The sequence below is a fragment of the Pseudomonas sp. FW305-E2 genome (genome assembly GCF_058782925.1).
Map to the genome: position 1 here is coordinate 58,730 of NZ_JBYSYE010000019.1, position 22,267 is coordinate 80,996.

Genomic DNA, 22,267 nt, shown 5'->3' on the forward strand with positions numbered 1-22,267 from the left:
GTGCTCTCTAGAAGAACTGGTTGAGCCATTCGCCGAGCGGGTTGCCGGTATCGAGCAGCAGTTTGAGTGCCATGATGCAGCAGACGCTGACCAGCAGCGGTTTTATGAGGCGCGAGCCGAAGCGAACTGCGCAGCGAGCCCCCAATTGTGCGCCCAGAAAGGCGGCGAGCGCCATTGCCAGCGCCAGCGGCCAGATGATCGCCCCGCTGAGAGAAAAAACTGACAATGCGCCCAGGTTACAGGCCGCGTTCAAAAGCTTGCTGGTGCATACGGCTTGAATGAAGTGCTGGCCCAAGAGGACCACGCAGGCCAGCATGAAGAACGAGCCGACTCCAGGGCCGAAGATGCCGTCATAAAAGCCAATGATGGGTGCAGCCGTCACGCAGAATAGGCTAGTCGATACCTTTGCCTTGCGCGCTTGTTCATTCGGCTTTGGACTGAAGGCAAAGTAGGCGGCGATCAGGATCAGCAGTGGTGGGACGCACGCCTGTAAAACGCTTTTGGGGACGTAAGTTATCGACAAGGCCCCCAACGCCCCACCGATGAACGCCATGACAGCCATGGGACTGCCACGTCTCCAGTCGATCATGCCTTTGCGGGCGAAGGCGCACGTAGCCGAAACCGTAGCCGAAGCTGCCTGGAACTTGTTAGTGGCAATAGCTGCCAAGGGTTCTACACCGGCAATAAACAACACCGGGAGCGTGATAAGGCCACCGCCGCCGGCGATAGCATCAAAAAAGCCGGCCATCAGTGCAACCAGTGCGAGTAGCAGAACAAACGTCAAGTCGATTTCGATCATGGGGTATTTTCCTGTGCTCAACCACGTACCAGCAGCGGGTCTTCAGCGAGCACCAACGGTACGGCGAAGGGGGAGTATCCGAACTGACGGATAAGCAGGCGCCGGTTGCCCTCTGGGTAGAAATCCAGGTAGGCAGCTTCTGAATGAAGCATTGAACGTTCCTTGTCGTTTTTAGGTGAAACTCCCTGACTGGCAAGTGGGAGTCGACTATTCAATGCAGTTATGCCGAGACGTGGTAGTCAGCCCATTCCTCGTATGTCGTAGGAGATTTCTGTCTGTGGCGGTATTGAGCAGTGAAACGGTGGAATCACCCCCTGTGGCATCGAACGGGTCCGGTGTTGGACTTCCCGGGCAGGAAACCGCAAAATGACTCTTTTTTCTCATCAACCTCTCCGGATCTGCTGACTCTATGCGTATGCGCCTAATGCTGTTGGGTGGTGGCAATGCCCTCGGGCAAGCGCTGATTCGTCTTGGGGCCGAGGAGGACATCGCATTCCTGGCACCGCGCCCGCCCGAGAACGGCTGGGCGCCCTCAAGCCTCACTCAGCTGCTCGATGACCATCGCCCCGACGCGCTGGTCAACCTGGCCTATTACTTCGACTGGTTCCAGGCCGAGTCGGTCAGCGAGCAGCGCCTGGTTCAACAGGAGCGGGCGGTGGAGCGGTTGGCAGAGCTGTGCCAGCACCATCAGATCACCTTGGTGCAGCCCTCCAGCTACCGTGTGTTCGATGGTTCGCGGGCCACGGCCTATAGCGAAAAGGACGAGCCAGTGCCGCTGGGCTTGCGTGGCCAGGCCCTATGGCGCATCGAGCAGAGCGTGCGTGCGGCCTGCCCGCAGCATGTGTTGCTGCGCTTTGGCTGGTTGCTGGACGAGAGCATCGATGGCGCGTTGGGCCGCTTCCTGACCCGTGCCGAGCAACCACAGGAACTGCTGCTGGCCGATGATCGACGTGGCAACCCGACGCCGGTTGATGATGCCGCCCGAGTGATCCTGTCGGTGCTCAAGCAACTGGATTGCAATGCGCCGCTGTGGGGCACCTACCATTACGCCGGCAATGAGGCGACCACGCCGCTGGCGCTGGGCCAGGCGATCCTCGCCGAGGCCGGTCAATACCGCCAGCTGGCCGTTCAGGCCCCCACGCCGCAGGCCCATGCCGCGCGCCCGGATGCCAGCGAAGAGCCACAGCACGCGGTACTGGCCTGCAAGAAAATCCTTCATACCTTCGGTATCAAGCCGCGTGCCTGGCGCGCTGGTTTGCCACCTCTACTGGACCGGTTCTACCGCCATGGCTGACGCCCCCATCCTGATCACCGGCGGTGCCGGCTTCATTGGCTCCCACCTGTGCGATGCGTTGTTGGACAAAGGCTACGCCGTACGCATTCTCGACGACTTCTCCACCGGCCGGCGAAGCAATCTGCAGGTCGACCACCCACGGCTGGAACTGATCGAAGGTGATGTTGCCGATGCAGGGCTGGTCACTCAGGCTGCGGCTGGCTGCCGTGCTGTGGTGCATCTGGCGGCGGTAGCGTCGGTTCAGGCCTCGGTCGAAGACCCGGTGCGTACCCACCAGAGTAACTTCATCGGTACCCTCAACGTTTGCGAAGCCATGCGCGTGCATGGCGTGCGCCGGGTGCTCTTCGCCTCCAGCGCAGCGGTGTACGGCAACAATGGTGAAGGGGAGTCGATTTCCGAAGACACGCCCAAGGCGCCGTTGACCCCTTATGCCGTGGACAAGCTGGCCAGTGAGCAGTACCTGGACTTCTACCGTCGCCAGCATGGTCTGGAGCCGGTGGTGTTTCGCTTCTTCAATATCTTCGGGCCACGGCAGGACCCTTCCTCACCGTATTCCGGGGTGATCAGCATCTTCTGCGAGCGCGTTGTGCAGGGCTTGCCGATTACAGTGTTCGGTGACGGCGAGCAGACCCGTGACTTCCTTTACGTGGGCGACCTGGTGCAGGTGATGGTGCAGGCACTGGAGCAGCCGCAGGTTGAGGAGGGGGCGGTGAACATCGGGCTGAACCAGGCGACCTCACTGAACCAGTTGCTGGCTGCGCTGGAGAAGGTTGTAGGGAGCTTGCCAGCGATCAGCTATGCGGCGGCGCGATCGGGTGATATCCGCCATTCGCGAGCGGATAACCAGCGGTTGTTGGCGCGGTTCAAATTTGCGCAGGTAACGCCGATGGTTGAAGGCCTGACAAAGCTTCTCGGTAAAGGCTGAGCCCCGCGGGGCTGCTCAGCAGCCCTGACATCACCCATGCCGCACCCTTCTGCGCTGGCAATCTTCGGGATGTAAGACCCGCCCATCCTGGCCACGGACCTGCAATATTTCAAGCGCCTGCCCCGTCACGCCGTCCACCAGCTCCGAACGCGTTTCACCCGCCTCGAACAGAAACCGCTCCCCCCACTGCCTCAAACCAACCACCACTGGAAACACCGACCGCCCTTTGTCGGTCAGCACATATTCTTTATAGGCACTGCCATCCGACGCCGGCTGTGTCATCAGCAACCCGCTTTCCACCAACAGCTTTAGCCGCGAGGTGAGGATGTTCTTCGCCAGCCCCAGGTTCTTCTGAAATTCACTGAAACGCCGTAGGCCGTCAAAGGCATCGCGCAGGATCATCAGCGCCCAACGGTCACCCAGCACCTCCAGAGCCCGGGCCACGGGGCACTGCGCATTGTTTTCATCGAGCATGGGGCAAGCCTGTCTTGATTATCTGGTTGCAGATTAAAACCACATTTGCTAAATAGCCAGCATGTGGTTTCAAATTGAAACCAGATTCCAGAGGCTTTGCCCGATGACACCTTCGCTGACACGCTGGATAACCCTGTTGCTTGCCACCACCAGTGCGATGGCTGTGGCAACGGTGTACTTCGCTCAACCGCTGCTTGAGTCGATGGCTGCTGAGTTGGGGGTGGCGCAACAGCAGATTGGCTGGGTCGTTGGCGCGACCCAGGGGGGTTACGCCCTGGGGCTGCTACTGATTGTGCCCCTCGGGGACTTGGTCGACCGTAAACGTCTGTTGCTTGGCCAGTTGCTGTTCTCGGCGCTTGCGCTGGTCGGCGTTGGCATGGCGCCGAACTGGGCAATATTGCTGCTGGCTCTGGCTATCGCCGGGTTGATGGCAGTCATGGTGCAGGTGATGGTGGCTCATGCCGCGAGCCTGGCCTCACCTGGTCAGCAAGGGCAGGCGGTAGGCACCGTCACCAGTGGTGTGGTGCTGGGTATTCTGCTGGCACGGCTGGCTTCGGGCGGGCTCGCTGACCTGGCCGGTTGGCGAAGTGTGTACCTGGTCGCCGCAGGGCTCTTGATGGTGTTGGCGCTGGTGCTGTGGCGCAGTCTGCCCGGCGGGCAGCCGATGAGGAGTCGGCCGGGTTACCGGGCGCTGATCATGGCCCAGTTCAGCCTGTATCGGCACGACCGGTTGCTGCGCCAGCGCGGCGTGTTCGGTGTGTTGATCTTCGCCGCATTCAGCGTGCTGTGGAGTGCCATGGTCATGCTGCTCAGTGCTGCGCCGCTGGCGCTGAGCCATACCGAGATCGGCCTGTTTGGCCTGGCAGGTGTCGCGGGTACGCTGGCGGCTTCGCATGCCGGTCGTCTGGCCGACCTTGGAAGGGGTGAGCGTACGACCGGGGTGTCGTTGGCCCTGCTGACGCTGTCGTGGCTGCCAACAGCGTTCGTCGAGCATTCACTGCTGGCCTTCGTGCTGGGTGTGCTGATGCTGGACTTTGCCGTGCAGGCAGTGCATGTCACCAACCAGAGCCTGTTGCTGGCGGGGCGTGGTGCGATGGCTAGCCGTTTGATCGGCGCCTATATGTGTTGCTATTCGCTGGGCAGCGGTTTGGGGGCGGTGTTGGCGAGCTGGGTGTATGCACACTGGGGCTGGGTTGCCGTGTGTGGGCTTGGCATGGGCATCAGTGCCGTCGCACTGTGCTACTGGCTATGGCTGCAACGCGCGAGGGCGGCCGAAGCCGCCCTGCAATGTTCAGGTCAGAACTTGTAGCCAAGGCCGACCATGTATACCCATGGGTCGACGTCGACGTTGACCTTGGTCTTGCTGTAGCCAAGGGCGGTCGGGCCGTTGACGCTGGCCTTGGTGTCGATGTCGACGTACCAGACCGAGGCGTTTACCAGCAGGTTGTCGGTCAGCAAGTAGTCCATGCCCAGTTGGCCGGCGATACCTACCGAATCCTGCAGCTTGAGGTTGCTGAAGCCTTGTTGCTTGCGTGCGCTGCTCAAGTCTTCGTCAAAGAACAGGGTGTAGTTGATACCGACGCCAGCGTACGGCTGGAAGCGCGAATTCGGTTCCATTGGGTAGTACTGCAGCGACAGCGTCGGTGGCAGTTGCTTGATGTCTGCCAGCTTGCCGTCCAGCCCGCCGCCCAGGCCTTTTACGGCGACGGTGTGCTTGAACGGGGTAGCTGCCAGCAGCTCCAGGCCGATGTGGTCGGTGAGCATGTAGGCAAAGGTCAGGCCCAACTGGGTATCGCTGTCCAGGGTCGCCTTGGTGCCCGACACTTTGTTACCGTCAAACTTGAGGTCGCCGCTGCTCTCGTTCGGGGCGGTGGTGATGGCGCCTGCGCGCAGGATCATGTCCCCCGCCTGATAGGCGTGGGCGGCAGGGGCGGCGAGCGCAAGGGCCACAAGCGAGGCACCCAGCAAGGACTTGTTCATGGAAGCTCCCAAAGGACGTTATTAATCGAGTGGTCCAATGGTACGGAGCTGGTTAAACGGAAAGTTTGACCCAGCTCAAAGAAGCGTCTTCACGAATTCGAAACAGTTCTCATCTCAGCTCATAAGCGTAGATTTTCTCGGCTTCCATCTGGTAGCCGGCGTCGGCCAACTCGCTGCTGGAAGCTCTAACCTGCATCTTTCCCTCGATCCAGTAGGGCTGGTAGAGGTCTTCGACGCGCACGCCCATCTCGCTGAAAATGTGCACGATCTGGTTCGGCGGTGGCGGCGGCACGTGGATGCACGCGCCATAGTAAGGGACCAGCAGGAACTCGGTGGTGCGGCCTTCTTCGCTGACCTCCAGTGGCACGATGTAGCCGGGTAGTTTGACCTGTTGGCCGTCGAGGCTTTTTACCACTGGCGCATCGGGCGCCTGTTGACGCGCGGGTGGGGCGGATTCGACAGACAGGGCGTTGCTGAGCTGTGACATGTCGTGCAGCGGGGTGAGTTGCGGCGGGATGACCGGGGCGCCTTCGGGGATCAGGGCGGGCCAGTCCAGCTCCTTGGGTTCGGCGGCCCATAGAGGCATCGCTACCAGCAACAGCAAGGCCAGCAGCATGTGCATTGCCGGCCTCTTCGCGGGCATGCCCGCTCCCACAGGTACTGCACAAGCTCCGAAGCCTGTGGGGCTCCCTGTGGGAGCGGGCGTGCCCGCGAAGCAGGCGGTGAGGTGTTTGATCATTACGCGCACTCAGAGGTGTATGGACAGGCCGTCGGCCAGCGATTGCCGGTAAGCCCGCCACGCCGGCACGCTGCCCATCAGCAACGCGGCCCCCAGGATGATAGCCAGCAAGGTCCATTCATGGGTACTCGGCATAGCCAGTGGCAAGTACAAACCATAGTTGGCCTGCACATACCCCTGCGCCAGGGCGATACCCGCATATAGCAAGCCAAGCCCGGCCACGATCCCGACCGAGGCCAGTGACAGGGCTTCCAGTACCAGCAACCCCGCAATATGCCAAGGCCGGGCCCCGACCGAACGCAAGATCGCCATCTCTCGGCGGCGTTCGTTGAGGCTGGTGAGAATCGCCGTGAGCATGCCGATCAAACCGGTCAGCACCACGAACAGTGACACCACGAACAATGCCTGTTCTGCAGTGCCCATCAGGCTCCACAGCTCCTGCAGGGCAACCCCTGGCAGGATCGCCAGCAACGGCTCGCTGCGGTACTCGTTGATCTCTCGCTGCAAACTGAAGGTTGCGATCTTGCTGTTAAGGCCAAGCATGAACGCAGTGATGGCGGCAGGTTGCAGGTCCATGGTACGGGCCTGCTCGGCGCTGATGCGGCCGGCGCCACGAGCGGGTACGCCGTTGTGCCAGTCGATATGGATCGCTTCCATGCCGCCCAGGCTGATATGCAGGGTGCGGTCGACGGGTGTGCCGGTGCGCTTGAGTACGCCGACCACGGTAAACGGCTTGTCGTCGTGCTTGACCAGGCTGATTGCGGCCACACCGTGGGCCAGCACCAGCTTGTCACCCAGCTTGTAGTGCAATGCCTCGGCCACTTCGGCGCCGAGCACCACTTCGAACGGGTCGTTGGCGAACGTACGCCCCTGGCTCAGTTCCAGGTGCTGGCGGCGGCCGTACTGGTAATGGCTGAAGTAATCCGTGGTGGTACCCATCACTCTGTAACCGCGGTGCGAGTCGCCCAGCGAGATCGGGATTGCCCACTTCACCCGTGGGTCCTGTGCATAGTGCTGGAAGCTGTCCCAGCGGATGTTGTTGGTCGCGTTGCCAATGCGGAACACCGAGTACAGCAGCAGGTTCACCGAGCCGGAGCGTGCACCGACAATCAGGTCGGTGCCGCTGATGGTGCTGGCGAAGCTGGCACGGGCTTCGGTACGGACCCGCTCAACAGCCAGCAGCAGGCACACCGACAGGGCAATGGCAAAGGCGGTCAGAAACGCCGTGAAGCGGCGGTTGGCCAGGCTGGCCAAGGCAAGGCGGAGCAGGTACATCAGGCCTCCTGGGGCTTGGCAGCGCGGTTCAGTTCGGCAAGCGACAGGTGGCGGTCGAACAGCGGTGCCAGGCTCTGGTCGTGGCTGACGAACAACAAGCTGGCACCGGCGGCACGGCACTCATCGAACAGCAGGCGGATGAACGCTTCACGGGTGTCTGCATCCAGTGCCGAGGTCGGTTCGTCGGCAATCACCAGCTCAGGCTGGCCGATCAGTGCGCGGGCGGCGGCGACCCGTTGCTGCTGGCCGATCGACAGGCTGTCGGCGCGGCGGGCGAGCATGGCAGGGTCACCCAGGCCCAGGTGGGTCAGCAGCGTGCTGGCCGCCTGGTCAACACTGCCATGGCGCTGCTCGGCGCGGGCCTTGCGGCTGCGCGAGAAGCGGCAGGGCAGCTCGACGTTTTCACGTACCGAGAGGAACGGCAGCAGGTTGAACTGCTGGAAGATATACCCGGTGTGATCGACCCGAAAGCGGTCGCGGGCGCCCTGGCTCAGGCTGCCAAGGTCCTGACCGAGCAACTGGATGCGGCCCTGGACCGGCACGTTCACCCCGCCCAGCAGGCCCAGCAAGGTCGTCTTGCCACTGCCGCTGGGGCCCTTGAGAAACAGCGCTTCACCAGCGTCCAGGCGTAATGACGGAATATCCAGCAGCGGCGGGTGACCTGGCCAGGCGAACATCAGGTCATGCAGATCGATCAACGGCTGGTTCATTCAGAAGGCGACCGTTGCCTTGGCCGGCGTGGTTTCCACGCCTTTCTGGCCATTGGGGCCGATCAGTTGCACGTTGATTTTCTGGGTGGCGGGGAAGGCCTTGAACAGCGGCGCCAGGTCCAGCTCTGTCAGTTTGTCGGGGTTGGCGCAAGTCAGCTGATAATGGGCGCCGATGTCGCTGTGCTGATGGCCGTGCTCGTGCTCGTCACCCTCGTCGTCGGCCTTGGAGGCGTCACCGAAGAGAGGGCTTTCCAGTGCCTGCTGGTCTTCCTTGCAGCCTGCGGCGGCGGAAAGGCCGAACAGCTTTAGTGGTTGTTCAAGTTGCTGGCGCACGGCGGCGACTTTGGCCTTGTCGGCATCGCTGCTGGCGGCATGCTCGAAGCCGACCAGGTTCATTGCCGGGCTGTCCAGTTCCAGTTCCAAGGTATTGCCATCGAGCACTGCGTTTAGCTTGGCTACGCCATGCTCGTGGGCGCCGAGGGAGCCGTGGGCATGGTCATGATCATGGTCATCGTGAGCATGGGCCACGGCCAGTGGCAGCAAAGCGAAGGGCAGGGCGAGCAGCAGGCGACGCATGGACGACTCCGGAGCGGGCTGAAAGATCGAGTTATGTTATAACAACTTCTCGGCGTGCCGCCAGCCTGTGTGGCGCATGTTTCATGTTGCGGTAGCATGGCTGCATTGATTTGGGCTCAAGGAATGCATCATGAGAATTCGTGGACAGATTGGTGATTGGCCGGTGGACCTGACCATCGAGCTGACGCCTGAAGAGTGGGCGCAACTGGGGCGGCAGACCGAGGTGCCGATGGTAGCCCAGGCGGCCGCGACAGCTGCGGTGGTCGCACCGCGCCAAGATGACGGTCAGTGGGCTGCGGCGCGTGATGTGTTGCGTCTGGCAGGACAGATGAGCGGGCCGGAATTGCTGGACCGGCTGGAAGGGTTGGCGGGGAGTACGGCGGCGGGTAAACGGTTGCTGGTGCGCTTGCGGCACAGCAGTGAGGTAAAGGTAGAAAGTGGCGTGGATGCGCCGATGTATCACTGGGTGGGGTGAGTGCTGTTTTCGCTGTTGGAGCCAAGCCTGCGCGCTCGCCTGTAGGAGCGGGTTTACCCGCGAACACCGGCAGAGCCGGTGCCTTCACTGCGCTGGTTCCTCGCGGGCATGCCCGCTCTCACAGGTCCAGCGCAGGCTTCAAGGTCACTCAGAACATCGCCGCCGACAGCTTGCGACGATAAACACCAACCAGCGGGTGATCGCCACCCAGCAATTCGAACACCTGCAACAGCGCCTTCTGCGGCAGCCCGTTCTCGTAGCCACGGTTACGCTGGAACAGCTTCAGCAGCCCCTCCAGCGCCGCCTCATACTGCTGGCGCGCCAGTTGCTGAATGCTCAGCTGATAAGCCGCCTCGTCGTCTTGCGGGTTCTGCGCCAGACGGCTTTTAAGGTCTGCCACTTCCGGCAGGCTGGCAGCCTGGCGCAGGAAGGTCAGCTGGGCCTTGGCACCGGCCAGTGCAGCTTTGTGTTCGTCAGTCTTGACCGCATCCAGCACCACTTGCGCTTCGCCCAGCTCGCCACGCTCGGCCAGGCAGCGGGCATACAGGATCAGCGCCTCGACATTGCTGTTGTCCTCACCCAGCAGCGCCTGCAACAGCGCTTCGGTTTCGGCAAAACGGCTTTCGGCAAACAGCGCCTTTGCCTGCTCCAGTGGCGAGGCGGTGGGCGCGGCTGGCAGTTGTACATGCGGCTCGAGCATGGCGCGGATCGCCGACTCCGGTTGCGCCCCGGCAAAACCGTCCACCGGCTGACCGTCCTTGAACAGCACCACTGTCGGCAGGCTACGGATGCCGAACTGGGCAACCACCTGTTGCTCCACGTCGCAGTTGATCTTGGCCAGCAGCAGTTCGCCCTGGTAACCCTCGGCAATCTTTGCCAGCAATGGCATCAGCGCCTTGCACGGCGCGCACCACTCGGCCCAGAAGTCCACCAGCACTGGCTTGTGGAAGGAGTTCTCGATCACCAGTTGCTGGAAGTTGGTATCGGTGGCGTCGAAAATGTAAGGCGTGTCTTGGGTCATCGCGACTCTCGCAAACTCGTGTATGGCACCACTATAAGGTGTCGCGGCTGGCGTGGTACAGGCTGACCCGGCGGAATTCGTGTGGCTCGGCCAGGTCCGGCAGGGTCAGTGCTTCGAGCACGCCCAATTGCTGGTACAACGGGTGGTGAAAGTCACGTACCCGCGAGTCGGCCACCAAGGCCTCCCGGCCGCGGCTCAGGAAGGCATCCAGCAGCGGCAGGTTGGCGCGGTCGTACAGCACATCGGCAACCAGGATCAGGTCGAAGCGGTCTTCCTCGGCAAAAAAATCGCTGCTGTAGCGTAATGTCACCCCGTTCAGTGCTGCATTCGCACGGCAGGCATCGAGGGCCAGCGGGTCGAGGTCGCAGGCGACCACTTCCCGTGCTCCGGCGCGTGCAGCAGCAATGCCGGCGATACCAGAGCCGGCACCAAAGTCCAGCACGCGCTTGCCCGCCACCCACTCCGGGCGTTCGGCCAGGTAGCGGGCCATTGCCAGCCCGCTGGCCCAGCAGAAGCTCCAATAGGGAGGTTCTTCAAGAATGCGCCGGGTTTCTTCGCTGCTGAAGGCGCGATCCATGTTCTGGTCGTCGATCAGCCATAGCTTCAGGTCACAGTCGGGCAGTTCGCTGACGATCAGGCGTGCTTCGCCGATCAGGCCGCTGAGGGCCCGTTGCAGAGCCAGCGGCATCACTTAAGGCGCCTTCTCGAAACGCAGCGGGCCGGTGGCCTGGGTTTGTGCTTGGGTAATGCGCACCGGGGGCAGGTGCATGATCAGCTGGCCGGAGTTGCTGGCGCGGCCACGCAGTTCGACCCGGGCACCGGGCGGGAAGGCTTCGGGGTTGAAGCGCAGGTGGTAGGGCAGTGCCTGGCCGGTACCGGTCAGATTACTGCTGGCCAGCAGGCGCTGCGGGCGGTCGCGTTCGTCGATCACCAGCAAGGCCAGTTCCACCTCGGCACCCGCCGGAATTTCCAGCAAGGTGCCGCTCAGCTCGCGCTGGTAGGCCGGCAGCGGGCCCAGTACTTCGGCCTTGGCCGAAGGGGCTGGCGCGGGCACTGGGTTGTCGGTCTTTGGCCTGTCGCTGCCGCAGGCGGCAAGCAGAGCGGCGCAGCACAGCACGACGAGCGCTCGGTAGTGCATGGGGGAGTCCTTCACGGGCATATTTCCCATGGATGTTAACCCCTTTGGCTTGTCTTGCCAGTGCAATGCGCTACCATGGCCCTCCCTTTTTTTGTTGCCTGCCACCATGCACTGTCCCTTTTGCGGTGCCAACGACACCAAGGTCATCGACTCTCGCCTCGTCGCCGAGGGCGAGCAGGTGCGCCGCCGCCGTGAATGCGTGGCCTGCGGCGAGCGCTTCACCACCTTCGAAACCGCCGAGCTGGTGCTGCCCCGGCTGATCAAGCAGGACGGCACGCGTCAGCCCTTCGACGAAGAAAAACTGCGCGCTGGTATGCAACGGGCCCTGGAAAAGCGTCCGGTCAGCGTCGAGCGCCTGGAAGCTGCGCTGGCGCACATCAAGAGCCGGCTGCGTGCCACAGGCGAGCGCGAAGTCAAATCGTTGGTGGTCGGTGAAATGGTCATGGCCGAGTTGCGCAAACTCGATGAAGTGGCCTATATCCGCTTTGCTTCGGTGTACCGGCGCTTCCAGGACCTCGACGAGTTCCGCGAAGAAATCGACCGCCTGGCCCGTGAGCCAGCTAAAGAGTGAACATGCCCAGCCAAGCTGCCATTCTCGACGCCCACTACATGGCCCGCGCGCTGGAGCTGGCGCGTAAAGGCCTGTACACCACCCACCCGAACCCGCGCGTAGGCTGCGTGATCGTGCGCGATGGCGAAGTGGTCGGTGAAGGCTGGCACGTGCGCGCCGGCGAGCCCCATGCCGAAGTGCATGCCCTGCGTCAGGCCGGTGAACTTGCCCGCGGTGCTTGTGCCTACGTCACCCTGGAACCATGCAGCCATCATGGCCGTACGCCACCGTGTGCCGAGGCACTGGTCAAGGCCGGCGTGGCCCGTGTCGTAGCCGCCATGCAGGACCCTAACCCACAAGTGGCGGGGCAGGGCCTGCGGCGCCTGGCCGAAGCTGGAATCGAAGTGGCCAGCGGGGTGCTCGAAGCCGAGGCCCGCGCCCTCAACCCAGGCTTCCTCAAGCGTATGGAGCACGGCCTGCCGTTCGTTCGCGCCAAACTGGCCATGAGCCTGGATGGCCGCACTGCCATGGCCAGTGGTGAAAGCCAGTGGATCACCGGCCCGGCCGCGCGCTCAGCCGTTCAGCGCTTGCGCGCCCGCTCCAGCGTGGTGCTGACCAGCGCCGCCAGCGTGCTGGCAGACAACGCACGCATGACCGTGCGTGGCGCCGAGCTGGGCCTGGATGCCGAAACAGCCGCCCTGGCACTCAGCCGCACACCCTTGCGGGTGCTGGTCGATGGCCGCCTGCGCCTGCCACTGGCGGCGCCGTTCTTCCAGGCGGGCCCAGCGCTGGTGGTGACTGCTGTCGCAGATGACCCGCGCTATGCCGCTGCCGGCCACGAATTGCTCAGCTTGCCGGGCGACAATGGCCAGGTCGACCTGGGGGCGCTGCTTCATGCCCTGGCCGCCCGCGGCGTCAACGAAGTCCTGCTGGAAGCCGGTGCCGGCCTGGTCGGTGCCTTTGCACGGCAAGGCCTGGTCGACGAGTACCAGCTGTTCGTCGCTGGCACCTTCCTCGGCTCTCAGGCCCGGCCGCTGCTGGACTGGCCGATGGACAAGATGAGCGAAGCACCACGGCTGAAAATTACCGAAATGCGCGCAGTGGGCGATGACTGGCGGGTCACGGCCATCCCCCTGCCAGCGCCCGGCGTATAATGCCGGGCTTGCCCCGCGCAAACCGTTTTTGAGGAAGACCCCATGTTCACCGGCATCATCGAATCCATCGGCACCATCCGCAGCCTGACTCCCAAGGGTGGTGACGTGCGCGTCTACGTAGAAACCGGCAAGCTCGACCTGGGGGACGTCAAGCTCGGCGACAGCATCGCCGTCAACGGTGTATGCCTCACGGCCGTAGAACTGCCGGGCGACGGCTTCTGGGCCGATGTCAGCGTCGAAACCCTCAAGCGCACCGCCTTCATCGACCTCAAGAGCGGCAGCAAGGTCAACCTGGAAAAAGCCCTGACCCCCACCACCCGCCTGGGCGGGCACCTGGTCAGCGGCCACGTCGACGGGGTTGGCGAAATCATTTCGCGCAGCGATAACGCCCGCGCCATCCAGTTCCGTGTGCGTGCACCGAAGGAACTGGCCAAGTACATCGCCCACAAGGGTTCGATCACCGTCGACGGCACCAGCCTGACGGTCAATGAGGTCAATGGCGCCGAGTTCGAGCTGACCATTGTCCCGCACACTCTGTCCGAAACCATCATGGCCGATTACCGTGCAGGGCGTCGGGTAAACCTTGAGGTCGACCTGCTGGCCCGTTACCTGGAGCGCTTGCTGCTGGGTGACAAGGCCGCCGAACCGAGCAAGGGCAGTGGCATTACCGAAAGCTTCCTGGCCGCCAATGGCTTCTTGAAATCCTGATTGAGAAGGGGGTGCCGCGTGGCGCTCAACAGCATCGAAGAACTGGTCGAAGACATCCGCCAGGGCAAAATGGTCATCCTGATGGATGACGAAGACCGCGAGAACGAAGGCGACATCATCATGGCGGCCGAATGCTGCCAGCCTGAGCACATCAACTTCATGGCCAAGCATGCCCGTGGCCTGATCTGCATGCCGATGACCCGCGAGCGTTGTGAAACGCTGAAGCTGCCGTTGATGGCGCCGCGCAACGGCTCGGGCTTCGGCACCAAGTTCACTGTGTCGATCGAGGCCGCCGAGGGCGTCACCACCGGTATTTCCGCCGCCGACCGCGCCCGCACTGTGCAGGCTGCCGCTGCCAAGGACGCCAAGGCCGAAGACATCGTCAGCCCTGGTCACATCTTCCCGCTGATGGCCCAGCCAGGCGGTACGCTGGCGCGTGCCGGCCACACCGAAGCCGCCTGTGACCTGGCGCGCATGGCCGGTTTCGAGCCAAGCGGCGTGATCTGCGAAGTGATGAACGACGACGGCACCATGTCGCGCCGCGCCGAACTGGAAGTGTTCGCCGCCGAGCACGGCCTGAAGATCGGCACCATTGCCGACCTGATCCACTACCGCATGATCCACGAGCGCACCGTGCAGCGTGTTTCCGAGCAATCGGTGGAGAGCGAGCTGGGTGAGTTCAACCTGGTCACCTACCGTGACGCGGTCGAAGGCGACGTGCACATGGCCTTGACCCTGGGCAAGATCTGCGCCGAAGAGCCGACCTTGGTACGGGTACACAATATGGACCCACTGCGTGACCTGCTGCTGGTCAAGCAGCCAGGCCGCTGGAGCCTGCGCGCGGCCATGGCCGCAGTGGCCGAAGCCGGCAGTGGCGTGGTGCTGCTGCTGGGGCACCCGCTGGACGGCGACGTGCTGCTGGCGCACATCCGCGAAAGCGCGGGCGATGCACCGGCCAAGGCACCGACTACCTACAGCACCGTGGGGGCCGGTTCGCAGATCCTGCGCGACCTCGGTGTGCGCAAGATGCGCCTGATGAGTTCGCCGATGAAGTTCAACGCGATATCCGGATTCGATCTGGAAGTTGTAGAATACGTGCCCTCCGAGTGACTTGAGGCGGCATTGACGCCCTCTGCTCGAGTCCAGACCCCTGTCGAGGCCGCTTGTATGCGGCCTCGCTCTTGAAGATGAGAATATCGGAATGACCCTGAAGACCATCGAAGGTACCTTCATCGCCCCCAAAGGTCGCTATGCTTTGGTGGTTGGCCGCTTCAACAGCTTCGTTGTCGAAAGCCTGGTAAGCGGTGCCGTTGATGCCCTGGTACGCCACGGTGTCAGCGAAAGCGACATCACCATCATCCGTGCCCCGGGTGCATTCGAGATCCCGCTGGTGGCACAGAAGGTCGCCCAGCAAGGCGCCTACGACGCGATCATCGCCCTGGGCGCCGTGATCCGTGGCGGTACCCCGCACTTCGAATACGTGGCGGGCGAGTGCACCAAGGGCCTGGCCCAGGTGTCCATGGAGTTCGGTGTTCCGGTGGCCTTCGGCGTACTGACCGTCGACTCCATCGAGCAAGCCATCGAGCGTTCTGGCACCAAAGCCGGCAACAAAGGTGCTGAAGCTGCCCTGTCCGCACTGGAAATGGTCAGCCTGCTGGCGCAGTTGGAGGCCAAGTGATTAGCGACGAAAGCGATCGTTTCAACCCGCGCGATCCAAAACCTGCGGATGCCGGCAAGCCCTCGAAGAGCGCCAAGCGCCGCGAAGCCCGCAAGCTCGCGACCCAGGCCCTCTACCAGTGGCATATGGCCCAGCATTCGCTGAACGAGATCGAAGCGCAGTTCCGGGTGGATAACGATTTCACCGATGTCGACGGTGCCTATTTCCGCGAGATCCTGCATGGGGTCCCGGCAATCAAGGGCGAAATCGACAAAGCGCTGGTGCCTTGCATGACCATCGCACTGGAAGAGCTCGACCCGGTCGAGCTGGCCGTGCTGCGTCTGTCCACCTGGGAACTGATCAAACGCGTCGACGTGCCGTACCGCGTCGTGATCAACGAAGGCGTGGAGCTGGCCAAGGTCTTCGGTGCCACTGACGGCCACAAGTTCGTCAACGGCGTGCTCGACAAGCTAGCCCCGGCGCTGCGTGAAGCAGAAGTCAAGGCGAACAAGCGCTGATCCTGGCGCTGCCTGGTCATGGGTGAGTTCGAGCTGATCAACCATTACTTCGCCGCTGCGCCCTGTGCGCAGGGTGGCGAGGGCGTGGCGCTGGGTATCGGCGACGACTGTGCCCTGCTGGACCTTCCCCCCGGTGAGCAACTGGCGGTGTCGACCGACACCCTGGTCGCCGGGGTGCACTTTCCTGCTGTTTGCGATCCGTTGCTGCTTGGCCAGCGATCGTTGGCTGTGGCGGCCAGTGACTTGGCAGCCATGGGCGCGACTGCAATCGGCTTTACCCTCGCACTGACCCTCCCTGACGTTGGCCCTGACTGGTTGGCGGCCTATGCCGACGGCCTTGGTCGCATGGCCCACCGTTGCCGCATGAGCCTGATCGGTGGTGACACGACGCGCGGCCCCTTGAGTATCACCGTCACCGTGTTCGGCCGCGTGCCGGCTGGCCAGGCCTTGCGCCGCAGCGGTGCAAGGCCGGGTGACCTGTTGTGTGTCGGCGGTTCGCTGGGCAAGGCCGCCGGTGCCTTGCCCTTGGTGCTGGGCGAGCGCGAGGCGCCTGCCGCGCAGGCCGAGCCGCTGCTGGCCCATTACTGGTCACCGATGCCGCAGCTCACCCTCGGTGCCCTGCTGCGTGGCCGGGCCACGGCGGCGCTGGACATCTCCGACGGGCTGCTCGCCGACTGTGGGCATATTGCCAAGGCATCCGGTGTCGCGTTGGAGGTGAACCTGGCGCAAGTGCCAGTGTCTCCTGCTCTGGAGGCCTTCCTCGGCCGTGAAGCAGCCGTGCAGGCGGCGCTTACCGGTGGCGACGATTACGTACTGGCCTTCACCTTGCCACCCGAGGCGCTGGCGCCCTTGGCAGCCTTCGATTTTATCGAAGTGCATACCGTCGGTCGTGTGCTCGAAGGGCAAGGCGTGACCTTGCGCGACGCGCAGGGCCAGGACATAACCCCCGTCCAGCGGGGCTATCAACACTTTAGGGAGAGACCGTGACCGATCACCCCAACCAGGTGCCTGCGGAGTTCGTTCCGCCTTCGGTCTGGCGCAACCCGTGGCACTTCATCGCTTTTGGCTTCGGTTCTGGCACCTTGCCCAAGGCGCCAGGTACCTGGGGCTCGCTGGTGGCCATACCGTTCATCCCGCTTTGGCAGATGTTGCCCGACTGGGGATACTGGCTGTTGCTCGGCGTGAGCATGCTGTTTGGCTTCTGGTTGTGCGGCAAAGTTGCCAATGACTTGCGTGTACACGACCATGAAGGCATTGTCTGGGACGAGATTGTCGGCATGTGGATCACCCTCTGGCTGGTGCCGGAGGGCTGGCAGTGGCTGTTGGCAGGGTTCCTGATGTTCCGCTTCTTCGACATCCTCAAGCCGTGGCCGATCCGCTGGATCGATCGCCATGTGCACGGGGGCGTCGGCATCATGCTCGACGATATCCTGGCCGGCGTGTTTGCCTGGCTGGGCATGCAGGTTCTGGTGTGGGCGGTTGCCTGAAACAGGGAGTGCGTGAATGGCCGTAAGGACTGTACTGCTGGCAATGCTGCTGAGTATTGCCCCGTGGGTAACAGCTGCCGAGGGCATCCCGAAACAGATCCATCTGGTTAGCGAGGAGTGGCTCGACTACACCAATGCCGACGGTACCGGGGTGGCCTGGGATGTGCTGCGCAAAGTGTTCGAGCCGGCCGGCGTCGAAGTGGTTACCCAGAGCGCGCCCTACAGCCGGGCGGTTGGCCTGGTCAAGCGCGGCGAGGCTGATGCCTGGGTTGGCTCGTACAAGGAAGAGAACGACGACAACCTGTACCCGCGCTGGCACTTCGACATGGACCACATCTATGCCCTGGGGCTGGCCAGCAAACCTGCGCCTACCCTGGATACCATCGGCAAGTACCGGTTGGCTTGGGTGCGTGGTTATGATTACGGCAGCTACTTGCCTAATGTGCGTGAATTCCGCGAAATCCAGCGTCGCGAGGGCATTTTGCCGATGCTCGAGCATGACCGGGTGGACTACTACATCGACGCACTGACCGAGGTCGACTACGTGCTAGGGCAAGCCTCCCAGCCTGAGCGCTTCCGCCGTACCCACGTGGCCGAGTTGCCGTTGTACCTGGCTTTTGCCCGTAACGACCAGGCCAAGGCCCTCTGCGACCTGTTCGACAAGCGCATGAAGGAGCTGGTGCGTAGCGGCGAACTGAAACCGATTTTCGAGCACTGGAAACAGCCCTATCCGTTCAACGCGGGTAGTCACCCGCACTGAGACTGAATACACCAAGGTACATCGCGGCCCCCTGTGGCAGCGGGCTTGTGATTGAGCGATGGCTTTTTAATAAGTATCGAACTTTTCGATCTTAAGCCACCGTATACAGCCAGCCCACATCCCCCAACCTGCTGATACAATCGGCCCACGAGAAATTTCCTACTTATGCCAGGAGCACAACGTGCCCGTCGTCTTTGTTGCCGCCTCTAAACTCCCGACGCCCTTCGCGACCTTCACCATGCATGGCTTTCTCGACGAAGCCACAGGCCGTGAGCATGTGGTGCTCAGCCTGGGTGATATCGCGGACGGCCAGCCGGTACTGGGGCGCCTGCATTCCGAGTGTCTGACTGGCGATGCACTGTTCAGCCAGCGCTGCGACTGCGGTTCGCAGCTGGAAGCCGCGCTGCAGGCCATCGCCCGCGAAGGCCGTGGGGTGCTGTTGTACCTGCGTCAGGAAGGCCGTGGTATCGGCCTGCTGAACAAGATCCGCGCCTACGAGCTGCAGGATGGTGGCGCCGACACCGTCGAAGCCAACGAACGCCTGGGCTTCGCTGCCGACCAGCGTGACTACGCCATATGCCTGCCGATGCTCGAGCACCTGGGCGTGAAGTCGCTGCGTCTGATGACCAACAATCCGCGCAAGGTCAAAGCCCTGACCGACATGAACATCGTGGTTGCCGAGCGTGTGCCGCTGCACACCGGGCATAACCCGCACAACCGCTACTACCTGGCGACCAAGGCCGGAAAGTTGGGCCACATGCTGGGCAACGAACACCAGGGCGAGGTGCCCCAGGCGTGACTCGCGCCGAGGTCAAGCGGCGCCTGGCGCTGGCCTGGTGGCAGTACCTGGCGGTGGGCCTGGTGCCGCTGCCAGTCATGGCTTGGGCCTTTGGGGGCGGTGATGCACTGATCCCGGTGTTGGCCATGCCACTGTTCATCGCCGGTGCGGCCACCATGTTCCTCAGCCTGCCGCGCTTCGGTGCCTACAAGCGCGCACTTATTGCCACCTCAAAGGTGCTCGGCACGGGCGAAGAAGCCGCTGCCTGGATCGAACTGGCGCGGGTGCGGCGCATGGCCATGCTGTATGCCTGCTTCCCGGCTTGGGTCGCCGCACTGTCGGTGCTGGTCGGTCTGGAGGCAGTGCCGCAGATCCTCCTCGCATTGTCTACCGTTGTAGTGTTGTACCTCTATCGCATTCCGCGCCAGCTGGGCTGATGCGACTGCTACCTGGCCTGCTGGCGTTGTTCGCCTGCACTGTACTGGCTGCAGAACCGCTGCGTGTCGTCAGTCTGGCCCCCTCGATGAGCGAGATCATGCTTGAGCTGCAGGCAGGCGACCTGCTGGTGGGCGTGCTCGACGGTGGCGAACGGCCGGCTGCGCTGCGCCATTTGCCTTCGGTCGGGCGCCAAGGGCAACTGGACATGGAGCGCCTGCTCAGCCTGCGCCCCGACCTGTTGCTGCTGTGGCCAGGCAGTGTGCCACCGGCCCAGCGCGACCAACTCAAGCGCCTGGGTATCGCCACCTTCAGCGCCGAACCCCACGACATCAGCCAGCTGATCGAGCAGATAGAGGCCATTGCCGGGCGTATCGGGCGTGCCGAGCAAGGCCATTCATACGCGCGAGCCCTGCGTGAGCGGCTGCAGCAGCTGCAGCAGCAGTATCGGCGTGACGAACCCTTGCAGGTGTTTTATCAAGTCTGGGATCGGCCGTTGTACACGCTCGGTGGCCGGCAGGTCGTGACCGACGCCCTGGCCGTGTGCGGGGCGCGCAATGTGTTCGCCGACCTTGGCCAGCCGGCGCCACAGGTGAATGTGGAGTCCGTGCTGCTGCGTAATCCGCAGGTCATCCTGGCAACTGATGAGGCGCAACTGGCCAGCTGGAAGGCCTGGCCGCAAATTCGAGCGGTGGCTGATGGGCGCCTGCTGGTGGTGCCGGACAAAGGGCTGGAGCGCCCCAGCGGACAGATGATCGAAGCCACCGCTCGCTTGTGTGCGTTGCTGGACGCTAAAGCGCCGGTGTCCAGGTAACGCTGAAGAGCACAGTGCGGCCCTCTTCGCGGTAAGGGTGATACGCACCCTCGTAGCTGTAAAGGGCGCGGCTGTAGCTGCGGTCCAGCAGGTTATCCAGCTTGGCTTCGAGTTTCAGTTCGTCGCTAGCCGCCCAACTGCCGCGCAAACCTAGCAGGCCATAGCCACCGATGCGGTTACGGTTGGCCTCATCGTCATAACTGCTGCTGACCGCCTGCCAGCTGGCACCCACGCTGAAACGCCCGAACTCACGGTCCAGATCCAGGCTCAAGGTGCGGCGGGCGCGGCGGGCGAGGGTGTGGCCAGTGTCGCGGTCGCGTGGGTCGATCAGCGCCAGGCCAAGCTGGCTGTGCCAGGCGCCCCATTGCTGCGCCAGCGCCATTTCCACGCCATTGATTCGTGCCGAGGCGACGTTGCGGGGTATCGAGTCCTGGCCAAAGATGATCGCGTCGCGCAGGTCGGTGCGGTACAGCGAAGCCTCCAGCCGGCTCTCTGCAGTCAGCTGGCTGCGCCATTGCAGCTCGTAGCTTCTGGAGTGCTCTGGGTCCAGGTTCGGGTTGCTGAACTGTGGGTAATACAGGTCGTTGAATGTTGGCGCGCGGAAGCCTTCGCTGTAGGACAGCAGCACATCGTTGTGCGCGTTCAGCGGTACGGTCAGGCTGCCGCTCCAGGTGGTCTGGCCACCAAACTGTTGGTTGCGGTCATGGCGCACCCCCAGCTCAGTGGAAATCTGCTCGCCCTGGTAGCGGTGCTGGGCGAACACGGCACGGTTCCAGCGGCTGTCCTCAGTGAAGTCGGTACTGCCGTGTACGCGGTCTTCGTACCAGTCGCCACCGATCAGTATGGTGTTCTGTTCGCCGAGGGCCAGGTCGTTCTGCCAGGTAGCCTGATCGCGGTAGGTGTTGAAAACGAAGCGCTCAGCGCTGAGCTTGTCGCGTTTGTCGTCTCGGTTCTCGCCATGGGCCAGTTCAAGGCGTGAATGCCAGGTTTCGGTGACCTGAACGTCAACGTAACTGCCCAGGCTGCTGACGCTGAAGTCGGTGTAGGGTTGTTGACCGAAGCTCTCGAAGGTAACGGGGTCGAAGCCGCCGAACGGGTTGTCGTACTCGCTGCGCCCGCGGCTGTCGAGCAGGTTCAGGCCGGCCTCGAAGCGCTCACCGAAGGTGTGACTCAGGCTCAGGTTGAGGGCCTTGTTGCGGTAGGCGTCGTGGTCACCATCACTGTCGAAGGATGGCCCGGTCGAGTCGATGCCGGCAGTTTCGTCCAGGCTGGCGCCAAGGTTGAAGCGGGTCGTGTCCTTGCCGCCAGAAAGCCCCAGGCTGCGTTGGAATGTCTGGTTGCTGCCGGCGGCCATGCGCAGGCGTGGCTGCAGACCGGGGCCACTGCTGCGTCGGGTGAAGATCTGGATCACCCCGCCAATGGCATCGCTGCCGTACACCGCTGAGCGCGAGCCGCGCAGTACTTCGATGCGCTCGATCTGGTCGATGTCCAGAAACTGCAGGCCGCTGTCGCCCGAGGTGGCATTGGCGATGCGCACGCCATCGACCAGCACCAGACTTTGCGCGGCCTTGGTGCCACGGATAAAGATGCCCGGCAGGCTACCACGGCCACCGGTAGGTGCCACTTGCACGCCCGGCACGCGGGAGAGCAGGTCGGTAACGCTGGTGGGTTGCAGGCGGTCGATGTCGGTGCGGGTGAAGACCGTGTTGGCAGCGCTGGTGGCGGTACGCGATTCGACCTGGCGGCTGGCGCTGATCAGCACGTCGGGGAGTTTGAGGGCGTCGTCGCGCTCAGCGGCCAGAAGGAATGTAGGGGTACAGAGAATCGTGGCCCAGGCAAACTTTTTCATAGGCAGTTCCAAAGGGTTTCCACAGCACTGTGCTGTCCCCGTAGGAGCGGGTTTACCCGCGAAAGGGCCTGCTGGCCAATCTCCACCCGCCGTTCACCGTTGCCGGCGCTACCGTATTCGCGGGTAAACCCGCTCCTACAGTGAGCACACA

At 63.1% G+C, this 22,267-nt stretch carries 28 protein-coding genes; 16 read left to right on the top strand and 12 right to left on the bottom strand.

The features are described from left to right. Positions 1–7 precede the first annotated feature (7 nt). Positions 8–799, bottom strand: a complete 792-nt coding sequence (locus AC3WLP_RS15920) for a TSUP family transporter (protein ID WP_088513615.1) — start codon at positions 797–799, stop codon at positions 8–10. Between the two features lie 17 nt (positions 800–816). Continuing rightward, the gene (locus tag AC3WLP_RS15925) at positions 817–951 is read right to left on the bottom strand and encodes a hypothetical protein (RefSeq protein ID WP_003255421.1); all 135 of its coding nucleotides are present in this window, start codon (positions 949–951) and stop codon (positions 817–819) included. 257 nt (positions 952–1,208) lie between these two features. Here AC3WLP_RS15925 and AC3WLP_RS15930 point away from each other — a divergent pair, with 257 nt between their 5' ends. Both AC3WLP_RS15930 and AC3WLP_RS15935 read left to right on the top strand, forming a co-directional pair. Then, positions 1,209–2,093: a sugar nucleotide-binding protein gene (locus AC3WLP_RS15930; RefSeq protein ID WP_011953336.1), complete on the top strand. Its 885-nt coding sequence runs from the start codon at positions 1,209–1,211 to the stop codon at positions 2,091–2,093. Further along, a complete protein-coding gene (locus tag AC3WLP_RS15935) occupies positions 2,086–3,018 on the top strand; it encodes an NAD-dependent epimerase/dehydratase family protein (RefSeq protein ID WP_011953337.1) in 933 nt (310 codons plus the stop codon). The genes AC3WLP_RS15930 and AC3WLP_RS15935 overlap by 8 nt, the downstream gene beginning before the upstream one ends. Before the next feature lie 30 nt (positions 3,019–3,048). Here AC3WLP_RS15935 and AC3WLP_RS15940 read toward each other — a convergent pair whose 3' ends face one another. Further along, positions 3,049–3,492: a winged helix-turn-helix transcriptional regulator gene (locus AC3WLP_RS15940; RefSeq protein WP_011953338.1), complete on the bottom strand. Its 444-nt coding sequence runs from the start codon at positions 3,490–3,492 to the stop codon at positions 3,049–3,051. A gap of 103 nt (positions 3,493–3,595) precedes the next feature. Here AC3WLP_RS15940 and AC3WLP_RS15945 point away from each other — a divergent pair, with 103 nt between their 5' ends. Further along, positions 3,596–4,801, top strand: a complete 1,206-nt coding sequence (locus AC3WLP_RS15945) for an MFS transporter (protein ID WP_088513616.1) — start codon at positions 3,596–3,598, stop codon at positions 4,799–4,801. Here AC3WLP_RS15945 and AC3WLP_RS15950 read toward each other — a convergent pair. The 5 genes from AC3WLP_RS15950 to AC3WLP_RS15970 form a co-directional block, all read right to left on the bottom strand. Next, positions 4,789–5,472 carry an OmpW/AlkL family protein gene (locus tag AC3WLP_RS15950; protein ID WP_003255412.1) on the bottom strand — a complete coding sequence of 228 codons (684 nt, stop codon included), beginning with the start codon at positions 5,470–5,472 and terminating at the stop codon, positions 4,789–4,791. The genes AC3WLP_RS15945 and AC3WLP_RS15950 overlap by 13 nt on opposite strands. 109 nt (positions 5,473–5,581) lie before the next feature. Next, entirely contained in the window at positions 5,582–6,094 is a 513-nt protein-coding gene (locus AC3WLP_RS15955; protein ID WP_041168270.1) for a DUF3299 domain-containing protein, read from the bottom strand. A gap of 126 nt (positions 6,095–6,220) precedes the next feature. After that, positions 6,221–7,486 carry an ABC transporter permease gene (locus AC3WLP_RS15960; protein WP_011953341.1) on the bottom strand — a complete coding sequence of 422 codons (1,266 nt, stop codon included), beginning with the start codon at positions 7,484–7,486 and terminating at the stop codon, positions 6,221–6,223. Next, positions 7,486–8,196 carry an ABC transporter ATP-binding protein gene (locus AC3WLP_RS15965; protein WP_011953342.1) on the bottom strand — a complete coding sequence of 237 codons (711 nt, stop codon included), beginning with the start codon at positions 8,194–8,196 and terminating at the stop codon, positions 7,486–7,488. Before AC3WLP_RS15965 ends, AC3WLP_RS15960 begins: the two co-directional genes overlap by 1 nt. Beyond that, complete coding sequence (locus AC3WLP_RS15970; RefSeq protein WP_014755171.1) at positions 8,197–8,772, bottom strand: DUF2796 domain-containing protein; 576 nt, start codon at positions 8,770–8,772, stop codon at positions 8,197–8,199. It lies immediately after the preceding gene. A 130-nt stretch (positions 8,773–8,902) separates the two neighbouring features. Here AC3WLP_RS15970 and AC3WLP_RS15975 point away from each other — a divergent pair, with 130 nt between their 5' ends. Next, positions 8,903–9,247 (top strand): hypothetical protein, encoded by a 345-nt coding sequence (locus tag AC3WLP_RS15975; RefSeq protein WP_003255407.1) that lies wholly within the window; start codon positions 8,903–8,905, stop codon positions 9,245–9,247. A 148-nt stretch (positions 9,248–9,395) separates the two neighbouring features. On the opposite strand, the gene trxA is transcribed toward AC3WLP_RS15975, so the two are convergent. From trxA to AC3WLP_RS15990, 3 genes are read right to left on the bottom strand one after another with little or no spacing between them, the layout of a single operon-like run. Continuing rightward, on the bottom strand, positions 9,396–10,268 hold the full coding sequence (trxA, locus tag AC3WLP_RS15980) for a thioredoxin (protein ID WP_003255406.1): 873 nt from the start codon (positions 10,266–10,268) through the stop codon (positions 9,396–9,398). A gap of 31 nt (positions 10,269–10,299) precedes the next feature. Beyond that, complete coding sequence (locus AC3WLP_RS15985) at positions 10,300–10,956, bottom strand: class I SAM-dependent methyltransferase (protein ID WP_088513617.1); 657 nt, start codon at positions 10,954–10,956, stop codon at positions 10,300–10,302. 3 nt (positions 10,957–10,959) lie between these two features. Further along, a complete protein-coding gene (locus tag AC3WLP_RS15990; RefSeq protein WP_003255404.1) occupies positions 10,960–11,406 on the bottom strand; it encodes a YbaY family lipoprotein in 447 nt (148 codons plus the stop codon). Between the two features lie 106 nt (positions 11,407–11,512). Here AC3WLP_RS15990 and nrdR point away from each other — a divergent pair, with 106 nt between their 5' ends. The 12 genes from nrdR (at position 11,513) to AC3WLP_RS16050 (ending at position 20,267) form a co-directional block, all read left to right on the top strand. Next, complete coding sequence (nrdR, locus tag AC3WLP_RS15995; protein ID WP_003255402.1) at positions 11,513–11,977, top strand: transcriptional regulator NrdR; 465 nt, start codon at positions 11,513–11,515, stop codon at positions 11,975–11,977. A gap of 2 nt (positions 11,978–11,979) precedes the next feature. Beyond that, on the top strand, positions 11,980–13,110 hold the full coding sequence (gene ribD, locus AC3WLP_RS16000) for a bifunctional diaminohydroxyphosphoribosylaminopyrimidine deaminase/5-amino-6-(5-phosphoribosylamino)uracil reductase RibD (RefSeq protein ID WP_088513618.1): 1,131 nt from the start codon (positions 11,980–11,982) through the stop codon (positions 13,108–13,110). Positions 13,111–13,152: 42 nt separating this feature from the next. Then, a complete protein-coding gene (locus AC3WLP_RS16005) occupies positions 13,153–13,818 on the top strand; it encodes a riboflavin synthase (RefSeq protein WP_003255399.1) in 666 nt (221 codons plus the stop codon). A gap of 18 nt (positions 13,819–13,836) precedes the next feature. Continuing rightward, positions 13,837–14,928: a bifunctional 3,4-dihydroxy-2-butanone-4-phosphate synthase/GTP cyclohydrolase II gene (gene ribBA / locus AC3WLP_RS16010; RefSeq protein ID WP_003255398.1), complete on the top strand. Its 1,092-nt coding sequence runs from the start codon at positions 13,837–13,839 to the stop codon at positions 14,926–14,928. A 91-nt stretch (positions 14,929–15,019) separates the two neighbouring features. Beyond that, complete coding sequence (ribH, locus tag AC3WLP_RS16015) at positions 15,020–15,496, top strand: 6,7-dimethyl-8-ribityllumazine synthase (RefSeq protein ID WP_003255395.1); 477 nt, start codon at positions 15,020–15,022, stop codon at positions 15,494–15,496. After that, complete coding sequence (gene nusB, locus AC3WLP_RS16020; RefSeq protein ID WP_003255393.1) at positions 15,493–15,993, top strand: transcription antitermination factor NusB; 501 nt, start codon at positions 15,493–15,495, stop codon at positions 15,991–15,993. The genes ribH and nusB overlap by 4 nt, the downstream gene beginning before the upstream one ends. A gap of 18 nt (positions 15,994–16,011) precedes the next feature. Next, entirely contained in the window at positions 16,012–16,980 is a 969-nt protein-coding gene (thiL, locus tag AC3WLP_RS16025) for a thiamine-phosphate kinase (protein ID WP_011953348.1), read from the top strand. Continuing rightward, positions 16,977–17,480, top strand: coding sequence for a phosphatidylglycerophosphatase A family protein (locus AC3WLP_RS16030; RefSeq protein WP_003255391.1), 504 nt, complete (start codon positions 16,977–16,979; stop codon positions 17,478–17,480). The genes thiL and AC3WLP_RS16030 overlap by 4 nt, the downstream gene beginning before the upstream one ends. 16 nt (positions 17,481–17,496) lie before the next feature. Continuing rightward, complete coding sequence (locus tag AC3WLP_RS16035; protein ID WP_011953349.1) at positions 17,497–18,240, top strand: substrate-binding periplasmic protein; 744 nt, start codon at positions 17,497–17,499, stop codon at positions 18,238–18,240. A 181-nt stretch (positions 18,241–18,421) separates the two neighbouring features. Next, positions 18,422–19,039: a GTP cyclohydrolase II gene (gene ribA / locus AC3WLP_RS16040; protein WP_003255389.1), complete on the top strand. Its 618-nt coding sequence runs from the start codon at positions 18,422–18,424 to the stop codon at positions 19,037–19,039. Then, on the top strand, positions 19,036–19,455 hold the full coding sequence (locus AC3WLP_RS16045; RefSeq protein ID WP_003255388.1) for a hypothetical protein: 420 nt from the start codon (positions 19,036–19,038) through the stop codon (positions 19,453–19,455). The genes ribA and AC3WLP_RS16045 overlap by 4 nt, the downstream gene beginning before the upstream one ends. Then, positions 19,455–20,267: a cobalamin-binding protein gene (locus tag AC3WLP_RS16050; protein ID WP_012051060.1), complete on the top strand. Its 813-nt coding sequence runs from the start codon at positions 19,455–19,457 to the stop codon at positions 20,265–20,267. Before AC3WLP_RS16045 ends, AC3WLP_RS16050 begins: the two co-directional genes overlap by 1 nt. Here AC3WLP_RS16050 and AC3WLP_RS16055 read toward each other — a convergent pair. Then, entirely contained in the window at positions 20,245–22,116 is a 1,872-nt protein-coding gene (locus AC3WLP_RS16055) for a TonB-dependent receptor domain-containing protein (RefSeq protein WP_088513619.1), read from the bottom strand. The two genes, AC3WLP_RS16050 and AC3WLP_RS16055, sit on opposite strands and share 23 nt — an antisense overlap. Positions 22,117–22,267 lie beyond the last annotated feature (151 nt).

Excerpts from the sequence above, each read along its gene's own strand:
- AC3WLP_RS15920 (WP_088513615.1), bottom strand. The coding sequence starts at position 799 with ATGATCGAAATCGACTTGACGTTTGTTCTGCTACTCGCACTGGTTGCA.
- AC3WLP_RS15925 (WP_003255421.1), bottom strand. The coding sequence starts at position 951 with ATGCTTCATTCAGAAGCTGCCTACCTGGATTTCTACCCAGAGGGCAAC.
- AC3WLP_RS15930 (WP_011953336.1), top strand. The coding sequence starts at position 1,209 with ATGCGTATGCGCCTAATGCTGTTGGGTGGTGGCAATGCCCTCGGGCAA.
- AC3WLP_RS15935 (WP_011953337.1), top strand. The coding sequence starts at position 2,086 with ATGGCTGACGCCCCCATCCTGATCACCGGCGGTGCCGGCTTCATTGGC.
- AC3WLP_RS15940 (WP_011953338.1), bottom strand. The coding sequence starts at position 3,492 with ATGCTCGATGAAAACAATGCGCAGTGCCCCGTGGCCCGGGCTCTGGAG.
- AC3WLP_RS15945 (WP_088513616.1), top strand. The coding sequence starts at position 3,596 with ATGACACCTTCGCTGACACGCTGGATAACCCTGTTGCTTGCCACCACC.
- AC3WLP_RS15950 (WP_003255412.1), bottom strand. The coding sequence starts at position 5,472 with ATGAACAAGTCCTTGCTGGGTGCCTCGCTTGTGGCCCTTGCGCTCGCC.
- AC3WLP_RS15955 (WP_041168270.1), bottom strand. The coding sequence starts at position 6,094 with ATGCACATGCTGCTGGCCTTGCTGTTGCTGGTAGCGATGCCTCTATGG.
- AC3WLP_RS15960 (WP_011953341.1), bottom strand. The coding sequence starts at position 7,486 with ATGTACCTGCTCCGCCTTGCCTTGGCCAGCCTGGCCAACCGCCGCTTC.
- AC3WLP_RS15965 (WP_011953342.1), bottom strand. The coding sequence starts at position 8,196 with ATGAACCAGCCGTTGATCGATCTGCATGACCTGATGTTCGCCTGGCCA.
- AC3WLP_RS15970 (WP_014755171.1), bottom strand. The coding sequence starts at position 8,772 with ATGCGTCGCCTGCTGCTCGCCCTGCCCTTCGCTTTGCTGCCACTGGCC.
- AC3WLP_RS15975 (WP_003255407.1), top strand. The coding sequence starts at position 8,903 with ATGAGAATTCGTGGACAGATTGGTGATTGGCCGGTGGACCTGACCATC.
- trxA (WP_003255406.1), bottom strand. The coding sequence starts at position 10,268 with ATGACCCAAGACACGCCTTACATTTTCGACGCCACCGATACCAACTTC.
- AC3WLP_RS15985 (WP_088513617.1), bottom strand. The coding sequence starts at position 10,956 with ATGCCGCTGGCTCTGCAACGGGCCCTCAGCGGCCTGATCGGCGAAGCA.
- AC3WLP_RS15990 (WP_003255404.1), bottom strand. The coding sequence starts at position 11,406 with ATGCACTACCGAGCGCTCGTCGTGCTGTGCTGCGCCGCTCTGCTTGCC.
- nrdR (WP_003255402.1), top strand. The coding sequence starts at position 11,513 with ATGCACTGTCCCTTTTGCGGTGCCAACGACACCAAGGTCATCGACTCT.
- ribD (WP_088513618.1), top strand. The coding sequence starts at position 11,980 with ATGCCCAGCCAAGCTGCCATTCTCGACGCCCACTACATGGCCCGCGCG.
- AC3WLP_RS16005 (WP_003255399.1), top strand. The coding sequence starts at position 13,153 with ATGTTCACCGGCATCATCGAATCCATCGGCACCATCCGCAGCCTGACT.
- ribH (WP_003255395.1), top strand. The coding sequence starts at position 15,020 with ATGACCCTGAAGACCATCGAAGGTACCTTCATCGCCCCCAAAGGTCGC.
- thiL (WP_011953348.1), top strand. The coding sequence starts at position 16,012 with ATGGGTGAGTTCGAGCTGATCAACCATTACTTCGCCGCTGCGCCCTGT.
- AC3WLP_RS16035 (WP_011953349.1), top strand. The coding sequence starts at position 17,497 with ATGGCCGTAAGGACTGTACTGCTGGCAATGCTGCTGAGTATTGCCCCG.
- AC3WLP_RS16050 (WP_012051060.1), top strand. The coding sequence starts at position 19,455 with ATGCGACTGCTACCTGGCCTGCTGGCGTTGTTCGCCTGCACTGTACTG.
- AC3WLP_RS16055 (WP_088513619.1), bottom strand. The coding sequence starts at position 22,116 with ATGAAAAAGTTTGCCTGGGCCACGATTCTCTGTACCCCTACATTCCTT.